The following is a 12165-nucleotide window of genomic DNA, read 5'->3' as shown; positions in this document are numbered from 1 at the left end:
GTAATTGCAAAAAATCAACACATAAAAATCACAAACAAAATAACTATTTATTAGCACGGTGAGTACAAGTTCACCACCTATCTAGTAATTGAAAACTTAAGTATAAAAAATGAATTCAACTTGCAAAAATTTATTTGTATTGCTCTTTCTTACAACAGCTATTATTAATGGACAAAATCATATCTCTCTAAAACCTTCAGATTTTCAATGGGACTTAAAAACCCTATTTAATGAAAAGAATACGTGGGATGAAGAGATAAAAAAACTACGACTAGAAACGGCTTCTATACTAAAACTGGAGGGACTCATAGCAAAAGATTATAAAAATCTTGAAATGGTTCTAGATAGGGTTTCAAGTTTAAGAAGTAAAGCAGCCAAACTAGTTGTTTATACAGCTTTAAAGGAAAATTTAGACTATACTTCATCAATAGCTCAACAAAGGTTTCTAACTGCTTTGGAAATTGAAGATGAAATCGAAGCGGCTACATGTTTTATTAATAAAGAAATAGCGGATATTTCTGAACAAAACCTGGCAGCCCAGTTAAAAGGAAATGAAAATCTTGAGAAACATCTTAAAAGAATAAATAGAATAAAAGAAGAAGGTAATTACAGGTTGTCAAATGAAACTGAGAAAACTCTTTTAGGGATGAAGCGATTATGGCTCCAATCAGGACAAACCCATCAAGCAATTTTTGAAAATGAAAAATTAGATTGGCCAGAAATAACATTATCAAATCAAGAAAAGGTAGTACTCACACCAAGTCAATTTTATAGGCTACGCAAACATAAAGAAAGAGATGAGAGAACAAATGCGTCTATTACTTTTTTAGAGTACTTAGAAAAGTATAAAGATATCTTGGCAATTCAGCTTACAAAAAGAATAGAGATTGAGCTACAATTAGGTTTATTAAGAGGGTTCCCTTCTGGCATTGATTCGGAATTCTATATGCGTGATGGTTTTCCAATCGGATCAACGGATATATTTAGAAAAGCAGCTCTGGATAATAATAAACAAATACAAAGATATTGTTCAATTATATCCAGCCTAAACGATGGTGGAAAACAACATTATTCTGATATATATATTGGGACTGCAAGTGTTGATAGAAATTTCTCTTTGGGTGAGAGTATAGATATTGTATATAAGGCTACCGAGCATTTTGGGGAAGATTACACAAAAAAATTAGATTCTCTTCTACAAGAAAAAACTTTCCATTTAGAAATGACAGATACTAAACGAATTATGTGGGCTATTTACCCTCCCGTAGGTGGTGCAAAACCCTACACCATTATGCCGTACGATGATAGTTTTAGAGCGTCCAGCGTAATCTCGCGAGCATTAGTAGGTAATCTTGCACAACATCATTATCTACCAGATACAAGAGATGATCCTCCAGTTTACAATAATGGAATAATCTATGTGGGCAGCTTATTACATAGAGACTATTTTGTGAAGCAAGCAAAATCCAAAAAAGAAAAGTTAACCTATTTACAAGCAGCTGCTTATGGTTTGTATAATACTTTCTTCAAATATGCCGTCTACGCAAGTTTTGAACATAAAATTGAACAAAAACTTATAAACGGAGAATCTCCAAATGGAGAAGAAATCTCTAAAATATACTATGAGGTGCTTAAGCAATATTTCGGGGACGAAATAGAAATCCCCGACGCATATGCCTATGAATGGATGACAATAGCGCAACCATTTAATACCTACGAACATCAATATTGGCCTGTAGCCATGGCAGCTGCTTGCGGAATTATGGAAAATTTAAATAGCCCAGATATTATGAATTTGCTTATTGGAAAAACCACACCAGAAAGTGATCGATCTTATCAAATTTTAAAAGCTGCTGGAATTGACTTTTTAGAAGCCGATTCCTACACCCCGCTATTCAATAAAATGAAAGTATATCTTGACGACATTGAAAAACTCATAAATAAGAAATAACCAATATATGAGGAATCTTCAAAGTTTTAAAAAGCAACAAATTTTAAGTCCTAATAATTTAGAATTACGCATAAAAAAAAGCCTTCCTTAAATAAAATAAATTTTCTTAAATGAATAGTCGGCTACCTTCATAGAATAAGAATAAATGTTGCAATTCATCAATGATTAAAAAGAACACCCTTTACCCATCATCAAAATAAAAACGCAGTTTATGATAAAGAAAGATATCTTTTGCATTTTAACATTATTTTTTTCAGTCTCATGTTTTAGCCAATCTAGAACTTTTGAGAACCCACCTAAGTTAATTGTTGGGATAGTAATTGACCAACTTCGGTTTGATCACCTCTATAAATATCAAGATAAGTATTCAGAAGGCGGCATAAAACGTTTGATTACAAATGGCTATAATTTTAAGAACACACACTATAATTATGTTCCAACAGAAACCGCACCAGGCCATGCTTCAATTTATACTGGTACAACTCCTAGTATTAATGGTATTATTGGGAATAGTTGGTATGACCGTTTTACAAAAGTTGAAGTGGGGAATGTTAAGGATTCAACTACTATAATTATTGGTTCAGACCAACCAAACAGCAATGGTATTTCTCCCAAAAATCTACTTACCACCACAATTTCGGATGAATTGAGAATGTCAAATCAATTCAGATCCAAAGTAATTAGTATTTCTCTAAAAGACAGAGGAGCTGTTTTACCAGGTGGTTATACCGCAAATGCATCATATTGGCATGATTGGCAGACGAGCAGTGGTAATTTTGTGTCAAGTTCTTATTATATGGACGTTTTGCCTAAATGGGTAAAAGATTTTAACAAGCAAAAAAAATCTGATAGATATTTAAATAATACGTGGAATACACTATTTCCTATAGAATCTTATACAGAGAGTGCCCCAGATGATAATGACTTTGAACGAATATTACAAGGGAATAAAAAGCCCGTATTTCCATACGATTTTAAAGAATTGAGAAAAATCTATAAAAGTCTTGGCAGAGAATATATATTAATGTGGTTGTCTCCTTTTGGAAATACTATATTGACAGAGTTCGCTAAAGAAGCAATAAAGCATGAAAGACTAGGTGAAGATAAACATACGGACTTATTAAATATAAGTTACTCTGTCTTAGACGTTCTAGGTCATACGGTTGGTCCACAATCTGTGGAATTTCAAGATGCGTATTTGCGATTAGACCGAAATATTGAAAGTTTATTAAGCTTCCTTGATACTCAAATAGGTTTAGAAAACTATATAGTATTCCTGACCTCAGATCATGGTTCAGTCCCAACAAGTTCATATTTAGAAAAACATAATTTAAAAACAGGTATCTCAAGGGTAAATGAATATGAAGATAAACTCAGTAAGTTCTTGATTAAAAAATACGGTCAAGACAAATGGATACAAGAGTTTGGGTATGAAAATATCTATTTGGACAGAGATAAGATTATTGATGCTAATCTTAATTTAATCGACTTTCAAACTACGGTAGCAAATTTCCTCTACGATCAGAAAGGAGTTAGTACCGTATTAACTGCCCAACAATTAAGGGTTAATGAGTATAAGAATGGTGTCGCAAGTATGTTGCAAAAGGGATACAATCCCAGGAGGTCTGGTGACGTTGTAATGACCTTTAGCTCTGGTTTTAAACCTAGTAAAGACCCAAAGCTTAATGCAAATGGTGTTAAGGGTACTACCCACGGTTCTGCATTTACTTATGATACTCATGTGCCTTTGTTATGGTATGGGAAGCATATTAAATCTGGGAGTTCAACAAGAAAAATTGCCATAGAGGATATTGCCCCCACATTATCCATGCTCTTAAACATTAGATTACCTAGCGGCGCAACTGGTTCACCTTTACAAGAACTGCTTAGTGATCAAGGATAAAGTAAATACCATGTAGAATTGGATATATATTCACAAATAATTGATATAAATAATTTATAAAATTCGAGAAGATGGTTCTATCATGTTTTAAGAATAAACATTTCCTGAAATATTCTAATAGAATATTAAAGGGTTCATCAATTTTATGTGTGTTTTTACTATCCGTCTTGAGCTGTAAACCAAAGACAGTCAACCAAGAAATTACGACCAAGGGAATAACATATACACTTGGAACCAAACAATTTATTTGGTTAGATAGCTTAAGAACAGATTCTTATTATGGAGAAAATAGGTTGGTAAATGCTCAAATTTGGTATCCAAGTACTATATCGAATGAGAAAAGTGATTTAACCCCATATTTCTATAATATCTCACTAGCCTATCCTCATCTTAAGTATTGGTCAAAAAATGATTTTGATCTTGTTAATGCTGTTAAAACAAAATCTTTTTTAAACACTGCAATAAAAGATTGGCCAAAGGCGTATCCATTAATTATTTTTTCCCCAAGCCTTGGTGGTAATTTAAGTCAGTATACTTATTACGCTCAATATTTAGCAGAAAGAGGATTTATTGTTATGGGTATTAATCACCTCTATGAAAGTGAATATGTTATCAATCAAAAAGATAAGATTATTGTAGCTAATCTTACTTTTCATGACAGTTTAAAAACCCTTAAAATTCCAGAACAAATAACTGCGAACAACTACAGGAGTGTTAAAGCAATACGCCAACAAGTATTAGGGGAAGATTTAATATTCGCATTAAACAAAATTCTAGAAGAGCCTTTTTTTGAAAATAGAATTAATACACATCAAATTGGTGTATTCGGGCACTCTATTGGTGGAGCTGCATCTATTTATGCCAGTATGCTAGACGATAGAATTAAAGCGGTTGTAGATATTGATGGCACTCCCCCAACGCTTGCGTTAGAAAATGGAATAAATGCTCCATTTATGTTTATTGAAGATTTAACAGATTACGAAAATCATGAAGGGTATAAAAAATTACACAAGCGGCGAAATGACTTCTGCGAACTAAATAAAAAAGACTCATGGCGCATCCTCCTGGTGGATACCAATCATAATAGTTTTTTAGATAGCAACTATTATCTGGCGCAGGACGGGGTTCAAAAGAAAAACTCTAAAAAACTTCTGGATAAAACATCAGAATATATGAGCAGATTTTTTGAACATCTATTTTTTTCTGAAACATTAAATGTAGAACCCATAAAAACAGATTCGTTAGAGATAATTCTTTTTAAAAAATAACTGTTTCAAAAAATATGCTATAGATAAAAGGACTTTCCATGCAAAGGTTTGAGAAGGTATTTAGTCATAAAAAAACATCAATCAAAATCAAAATGAAAAATAAAATTTTTTTATTTCTGTTCATTCTCATGGTACTATCAAGAGCAAACGCTCAAATGGATATTGACCTTCAAAATTTTGAAGGGCTATATATGGACTCTCAAGGTGAAAAATATTTATTAAGTCCTAGAGCAGGTTTTCCACATTTTGTAATATTAAAATCTGGTGAAACCCACATGTTAAGAAAGATTAGCAAAAATCAGTATGAATTTTCAAACACTAGAAACAATTTTAGTAAGGTTGGCGGTTTTATTGAATTGACAAAATCAAATATAATAACACTTAGCTTTAATAAAGGAAGTAAAAGGCTGCTTGCCCCCATACCAATAAAAAAAACTGAGCTAGGTATAAACCTTAATGATAGTCTTTACATTTCAGGAAGTCTAATACAATCTGCTCAAACGCAAAAGAATAAAATAGCTGTTCTACTTCATGGAGACGGACAGAACGATAGGTATGATTTGTTCGATTTAGGAATGTATTTAATCGATAGTGGGTATTCAATATTTGCATTTGATAAAAGAAATGTAGGAAAATCACGAGGCAAAAAGATACTGGGTAATAATTACTTAGACTTCTCAAAAGAATATGCGAATGATGCTACCCAAATTGTTAAGTGGTTACAAAAAAAATATCCTCACAAACAGTTAGGAGTAATCGGGATAAGCCAAGGTGGTTGGATTGGGGCTATGGTTGCCCAAGAAGTACCTAATTTAGGGTTTTATGTAAATATTGCAGGAAATATGTCAATCGGATGGCAGCAGTTTCGTCATTATATGTTTAGCTACTTAAAACGTAACGGTTTTTCCAAAGCTGATTTAGTCGAGGCCACAAACTATTTTAAGGCCTATTTTGATTTGTGTCTAAATAAAATTGAATTCGAAGAATATGAAAAGGTATTACCATTATATATAAATAAAGTATGGTTTAAAAAATTGGAAACTAGAAAATTGGTGAAATTTAAAAGTAAGAAGACGGCTTTAAGATTACAGGAAGAAAATTCATTTGACCCTACCGATTTTCTAAAAGATGTTTATGCGCCTAGTTTAGGAATTTTCTATCAATATGATCACTCCACACCTCCGGATTCACCAGCCCGATTTATGAACGGTTTAATCAATTCCAAATCAAAAGATATAAGTGTCAGGGTTTTTCCAAATACCACTCATGGCGGTTGGGTAGTTGACGGATACTATTTTAACAGTAACGATATTACAAGAATGGAGTCAAAAGCATTTTTTCATATTATAGAATGGTTAAAATCACTTTAATTAAGGTATACACTAAAAACAAGCTATTAATAATGTTAAAAGCTAATTTCTTTTTATTAACCCTAATAGTGCTAATCATTTTAGGTTGTAATTATCTGTCTAAAACTGAACAAGAAAATATTACAAAAGAAGATATCTACAAAAGTTTCGTCCAATCAGTAAATACCAAGGACAGTGTCCAGATTAAAAGACAAATTTTAGCGCATTGGTCCGATACACTTATTGGCAAGAATGATAGATGGTTAGAAACAGACATAAATTATTGGTTAGCGGCCAATAAGGAATTTGGCCCTTTAGAATTTGTCTCTTTTGGCAAGGATACATTCAATCAAAATGAAGTGGCATGGTTTAAAGGAAAAATATCTAGAGATTGGATTGGTCTTGAATTCGATTTTAGCAAACAAAATAAAATAACTGGAACTAATGTACTAAGGAGTTGTATTCCATCCAAAACAAAGTTTAATGAAACAAAGCCTACTAACCAAAAATATAGCCAATTACTAAAGGAGTATTTTATTGAGATGGAAAAATCTGATTTGTTTTCAGGTATGGTATTGGTGGCCAAAGGAGACACTATACTCTATGAAGGATACCACGGATTTGCAGACAAAGAAAAAAAAGAGCCTATAGATTCTAATAATAGGATGGTAATTGCTTCAACTACTAAGATGTTTACGGCCATTGCAATTGCCCGTTTAGTAGCGCAAAAAAAAATGAATTTACAAACTACTGTTTCTTCATACCTAAAAGATTTCCCCAAAGAAATAGGAAATAAAATAACTCTAGCCAATTTACTGACTCATACTTCGGGAATTGAACTTGATGATATGGATGGATTCACGCAGGAAATTAAAAAAGCAAGAAACGTAAATGAATTTTATGAAATAAACCTTAAGTACTTGCCCAAGTTGTCTAATTTTCAAAGCTTTAGCCCTCTAACACAAATGAACTACTCCAATGAAAATTTTGACATTTTAGGTAGACTAATTGAACAAGTTTCCGGTCAAGACTTTTATGAATATTTGGAACAACATCTTTTTAAGCCCATGAGTATGGATAATACCAAACCTTTAGATATGAATACCAATAATTTAAAGTTGGTAAAAAACTATCAATTAAATAGAAGTAAACAAGGTAGTTTGGATAACGGATTTAGAGATCAAGTGCCACATAGCAATTTAAGTTTTAGTAGACCAGCAGGTTCATTTTACAGTACTACCCGAGATTTATATGCTTTTATGAGGGGGCTTAATAATGGAACTCTTATAAATCATGATATAAAAAAGGAATTTGTTTCGAAGCAAGTAGAAAATCTCAATATAGATATTTATAAATCTTGGTATGGTTACGGTTTTTATGTTAATCAAAGAAATGGTTTACTAAATTATGGGCATGCAGGTGGTATGCCGGGAGCGAGTTCCAGATGTGAATATTATCCAAATTCCAACATTTACATAATTGTAATCTCTAATTATAATGGCGCAGCAAACTTGGCTGCCAACTATATATCTAGCTTAATTAAATAATACCTATGAGACATCTAAAATTTTTAAGTGCCTATTTTTTTATAATGACTATGTTCTGTTGCAATGTAACCAAGCTAGATTCCAAAAACAGTATTTACATTTTAAATCAGGTGAAAGAAAAATATGATGTTTCCGGTAATTGGAAAAATTCTGAGATTAAAATTCATATTCAGGAACCACGAGTTGGCAACCCAAAAAGATATACCCGACTAGTTTTTAATAATACTTCAGGCTATTTTGAAATGCAAAGAACAAAAGATATAGGGGCTATAAAGAGAATAATCAATATAAATGGAGAGAGTAAAATATTTGTTGATGGAAAATCTGTGCTAAGTAATGAAATAAAAGAAAAATATGCTTTAAACAAGCAAAAAACGGAGGAGCACAAAAATTTTTATAAAATTTTATATGGAGTTCCAATGTCGCTCACAAATGAACTTTGGAACACTATAGAGCCTGCACAAAGTGGGGAATATCAAGGAAAAGAAGTTTACAGAATTGACTTGGTTTTAAAAGAAAATGTCATTAGTAAAAATTGGACTTTAATAATCTCCAAAGAGATGGATAAGCTACTTGCTATTGAATTTAACCATCCTGAAGATGGAGCAGATGGTGGGGAAATACTTAGATTTTTTGGAGAATATGAGTTCAACGGTGTGAAAATTCCGAGAATAAGAAACTGGTATTCCCAAAGTCAAAATGAATATCTGGGAAGCGATGTTATTATTGAGAAACTCAAATAAATACTAGACATCGGAAATAATGAATTGATAGTAAACAGTTTTTTTAGTTTATATAAAATCAGCATTTGATTTATAATTTTTAAAAGCAAAATGAAGTTATTAATGTCAAAAAACAAACTTATTCTGACTTTTTTGATAGTTGTGGTTTTACTCTTATTACCACTTATTCTTAAAGAAAGAAGTAGCCCACTCAAAAATTTTGAAGGAACCCAATTAAGTGACTTGCATTATAGTGAAGTTAATTTTATAAACGCTTACGACCAGACAAAATTAGCAGGTATGCTATTCAAGCCAATTAAAAAAGATTCATTTCCAATAGCAATAATCATTCACGGGTCAGGAAATAGTTCTAGGCAAAATAAATGGTACTTAGAATTAGTAAAGCACTTACAGGATAATGGAATTGGCGTTCTTCTACCAGATAAAAGAGGATGTGAAAAATCTGAAGGTAATTGGGTAGGGTTAACTATCGAAGAGTTAGCTACAGACACTGAGGCAGCCATAAATTTTATAAAAAACAGCTACCCAAATAATGTAACAGGAGTTGGATTAATTGGAGTAAGTCAGGGTGGTTGGATTGCCCCTGTTGTTGGAAGTAAAGTAAACGACCTATCTTTTATTGCAAATATTTCTGGAGCACTTACTAACGGTATTTCTCAGTTAAAATTTGAGGAAATCAATAATATAGCTCAGTTTACCTATAAGCCAATAGCTCAATTAATTTCAGGTCTTACCGTCAAAAATTTAGCAAATAAGGAGTCCATTAAACCTTTTATGGATTTTAATCCAGTGCCTTACTGGAAAAATGTTAAAACATCTTCGGCCTTCATAGTATTTGGCCAGAATGATACGAATTGTCCTGTAGAGCAAAGCCTTGAAATAGTAAAGAGTAATAATTTAACTCATCTAAAGGTTAAAGTATATTCGGATGGAAAACATGCTATTCTAAATGAAACAAAAACAGCAATAAGTGATATTTTTTTAGATGATATTGTTGATTTTATTTATGAGAGTAATAGTATCATAAACAAGTAATAGATTAACCAATTATGACAGCTATAGTAATTAATAAAAAATTCTTGCTGTTTGCAAGTGTTTGTTGCTTTCTATCTGTAATTACAACCATAGGAATTCATTCCAGCTTGTTCGATTTGGGAGCTTTAAATTTTGATGAGCGACTTCTCCTTTTTGATGACAACCGTTATCTGGCTAATAGATTTTGGGTAATTCTACACTGTTTATTCGTTTTAATTTCTATGTGGGGTTTCTGTCTAGTTCAATTCAAGAAATCTCCTGGCTTTATCGGCTTAGGTTTTGTACTATTTATCGTCTTTGCATTTACGGAAATCTTTCGTCAAATGTTCGTAATGTTTTACTTAAATGGTCTGCGTCGTAATTTTTTAGAAGCGGATAATACCAGTCAAGAAGTACTTAGAATAAGTATGGAAAATGCTGGATTATTAGGCTATTCATTATTTGGGTTATTCATTTTAACCTTTGCTTTAGGGAATATTTTTTATGGATTGGGACTAGTTAACAAAAATAGAATCGATACCACCTTAGCAATTCTTTTACTTTTTTGGGGATTTGGAAATTTAATTGCCTTTGGAAATGAATTTTGGGAATATGGACTAATTTCCAACACACTAGAACCATTCAATATTGTTTTTCAGCCATTTATTAGGCTAGTTATTGGATTTTGGATGATTTGCAAGTGGAGAAAAATAAAAAGCAATAATGACGAGATGGCTAATGCGATATGAGTAAATATGATTTTATTCAAAAAAATAATATTGGTAGTATTTCCAATTCAAAATACTCTTAAATATAAAAGTCATTATGAAACAGATAATTCAATTCTCTGATTTGGAGAAGATAAAAAAAATAAAAATCCTTAAGGTATTTTATTGGTTTGTTCGTATCAGCATGGGATTTGGCTTTGTACTATCAGGAATGAGAAAACTTCCAGGAATAAGATTTACAATTTTATCAAATGATAATCCAGCCGGAGCTTTTTTTAACGCTATGTATGATACTGGCTTTTACTGGAATTTTATAGGCTACTTCCAAATATTACTCGGGATTCTAATATTTTTTAATCGTTTTGTAGTGCTTACAAGTGTTTTAATGATGCCAGTTACCTTTAATATTTTTCTAGTATCCATTGCACTAAATATGAAGGGAACCCCCATCATTACTTCTACTATGCTTATGGCTAATATCTTTCTATTGGTTTGGAATCAAAAAAATTACAAAAACTTATTCCTTAAACCGTTAAAATAGTAAATGAAGGTGTTAAAAAAATAAACCGAAAAACTTGGCCAAAACCTATATTTGACTAATAAAAAATAGTACTATTTTGGAGCTACATCCAAACTATCCAAAATAAAAGGAACCTTTCCTGTTTCATCTAAAATACCTTCCATTTTTATATGTGTGATTACAGGTTCTTTAGCCATTCGAACTAAGGTAACATGGTCAAATGACATAGAATCTATAGGGTTTTGAGATCCACCTGTAGTTCCTAATATAATGTAGTCATTGTTATTTCTTAATCGATGAGAAAAGGAATGAAAATGACCATTGATTAAAGTATAGCGGCGTTTGGATAACAATTTTTCAAGTCTCCCGAGACCCTTCGAATCTTCTCGCATCCAAACCGGTTTATGCATAAGGACAAAAATCCACTTTACTTCCTGATATTTTTCTAAAACCTCTTTAAAGTAATTGTGTTGTTGTTCATTTATACCACCAATACGACGCTCAGGCATTTTATAATAATCCGATTCTTCATAAACTCCTTCTTCCTGTCCATCCAGAATTCTAATGGCCTCTGACCTGGCCTCATAAATCTCTAGCATTCGCTCCTCTTCATAATCTTCAGAATCCAACATTAAAAAAAGAACATTTTCATATATAAAGTGATAATATCTTGGACCGAATCTGTTCTTCCAAAACTCCCGCATTGTTGGGTTAGTCAAATCATGATTTCCCCCTAAATAAAAGAAAGGCATATTTAATTTGTTCGCTTGTTGATCAAATGACTCCCACTCTTTGACTAGCTGAATTCTATCCTCTGTGCCCCCATTAATTAAATCACCAACACTTAATACAAATGTTGGGTCTAGTCTATTTAATTGTGCTACTGCAGTGCTGAATACACCTGTTCTCTCACCCCCATTTAAATCAGATATTATGGCAAAAGTGAAATCATCTTCTTCGGGTTCGAAGTTTGTCTTTGTCCAAGGTGTTGGAGCTGATTTTATATCGTGTCTAAAGTCTGGTTTTGGGGTTTTGTCTGAAATACAACCACAAAAAAGAAGGTTTAATAGTATAAAGAGTAAACAAAACTTCATTTCTTAAATTAAATTAGTTTTCAATACTATACAAAATAGAGCATTTAG

10 protein-coding genes are annotated in these 12165 nt (G+C 32.1%); 9 read left to right on the top strand and 1 reads right to left on the bottom strand.

Annotated features, from left to right (window positions below; all coding sequences use genetic code 11):
* The first annotated feature begins 109 nt into the window (after positions 1-109).
* The 9 genes from ACFSQJ_RS17310 (at position 110) to ACFSQJ_RS17270 (ending at position 11044) form a co-directional block, all read left to right on the top strand.
* Positions 110-1951: a hypothetical protein gene (locus tag ACFSQJ_RS17310; RefSeq protein WP_377768178.1), complete on the top strand. Its 1842-nt coding sequence runs from the start codon at positions 110-112 to the stop codon at positions 1949-1951.
* A 211-nt stretch (positions 1952-2162) separates the two neighbouring features.
* Positions 2163-3854, top strand: a complete 1692-nt coding sequence (gene pafA, locus ACFSQJ_RS17305) for an alkaline phosphatase PafA (RefSeq protein WP_377768177.1) — start codon at positions 2163-2165, stop codon at positions 3852-3854.
* A gap of 167 nt (positions 3855-4021) precedes the next feature.
* Positions 4022-5122: an alpha/beta hydrolase family protein gene (locus tag ACFSQJ_RS17300; protein WP_377768176.1), complete on the top strand. Its 1101-nt coding sequence runs from the start codon at positions 4022-4024 to the stop codon at positions 5120-5122.
* Between the two features lie 92 nt (positions 5123-5214).
* Positions 5215-6492 (top strand): alpha/beta hydrolase, encoded by a 1278-nt coding sequence (locus ACFSQJ_RS17295; protein WP_377768175.1) that lies wholly within the window; start codon positions 5215-5217, stop codon positions 6490-6492.
* A 32-nt stretch (positions 6493-6524) separates the two neighbouring features.
* Positions 6525-8018, top strand: coding sequence for a serine hydrolase domain-containing protein (locus tag ACFSQJ_RS17290; protein WP_377768174.1), 1494 nt, complete (start codon positions 6525-6527; stop codon positions 8016-8018).
* Positions 8019-8023: 5 nt separating this feature from the next.
* On the top strand, positions 8024-8761 hold the full coding sequence (locus ACFSQJ_RS17285; protein WP_377768173.1) for a DUF6503 family protein: 738 nt from the start codon (positions 8024-8026) through the stop codon (positions 8759-8761).
* 102 nt (positions 8762-8863) lie between these two features.
* Positions 8864-9796: an alpha/beta hydrolase family protein gene (locus ACFSQJ_RS17280; RefSeq protein WP_377768172.1), complete on the top strand. Its 933-nt coding sequence runs from the start codon at positions 8864-8866 to the stop codon at positions 9794-9796.
* Positions 9797-9810: 14 nt separating this feature from the next.
* The gene (locus ACFSQJ_RS17275) at positions 9811-10524 is read left to right on the top strand and encodes a hypothetical protein (RefSeq protein WP_377768171.1); all 714 of its coding nucleotides are present in this window, start codon (positions 9811-9813) and stop codon (positions 10522-10524) included.
* A 76-nt stretch (positions 10525-10600) separates the two neighbouring features.
* A complete protein-coding gene (locus ACFSQJ_RS17270; RefSeq protein ID WP_377768170.1) occupies positions 10601-11044 on the top strand; it encodes a hypothetical protein in 444 nt (147 codons plus the stop codon).
* A 71-nt stretch (positions 11045-11115) separates the two neighbouring features.
* Here the strand turns inward: ACFSQJ_RS17270 and ACFSQJ_RS17265 are convergent, their stop codons facing one another.
* Entirely contained in the window at positions 11116-12117 is a 1002-nt protein-coding gene (locus tag ACFSQJ_RS17265; protein WP_377768169.1) for a metallophosphoesterase family protein, read from the bottom strand.
* Between the last annotated feature and the right edge of the window lie 48 nt (positions 12118-12165).

The organism is Croceitalea marina, from assembly GCF_042684265.1.
GTDB lineage: Bacteria > Bacteroidota > Bacteroidia > Flavobacteriales > Flavobacteriaceae > Croceitalea > Croceitalea marina.
Note: the sequence above shows the minus strand (reverse complement) of the source record. Positions and strands in the feature narration are given on the sequence as shown.

Coding starts and splice junctions, on each gene's coding strand:
- ACFSQJ_RS17275 (WP_377768171.1), top strand. CDS start 9,811: ATGACAGCTATAGTAATTAATAAAAAATTCTTGCTGTTTGCAAGTGTT.
- pafA (WP_377768177.1), top strand. CDS start 2,163: ATGATAAAGAAAGATATCTTTTGCATTTTAACATTATTTTTTTCAGTC.
- ACFSQJ_RS17310 (WP_377768178.1), top strand. CDS start 110: ATGAATTCAACTTGCAAAAATTTATTTGTATTGCTCTTTCTTACAACA.
- ACFSQJ_RS17290 (WP_377768174.1), top strand. CDS start 6,525: ATGTTAAAAGCTAATTTCTTTTTATTAACCCTAATAGTGCTAATCATT.
- ACFSQJ_RS17265 (WP_377768169.1), bottom strand. CDS start 12,117: ATGAAGTTTTGTTTACTCTTTATACTATTAAACCTTCTTTTTTGTGGT.
- ACFSQJ_RS17285 (WP_377768173.1), top strand. CDS start 8,024: ATGAGACATCTAAAATTTTTAAGTGCCTATTTTTTTATAATGACTATG.
- ACFSQJ_RS17280 (WP_377768172.1), top strand. CDS start 8,864: ATGTCAAAAAACAAACTTATTCTGACTTTTTTGATAGTTGTGGTTTTA.
- ACFSQJ_RS17270 (WP_377768170.1), top strand. CDS start 10,601: ATGAAACAGATAATTCAATTCTCTGATTTGGAGAAGATAAAAAAAATA.
- ACFSQJ_RS17295 (WP_377768175.1), top strand. CDS start 5,215: ATGAAAAATAAAATTTTTTTATTTCTGTTCATTCTCATGGTACTATCA.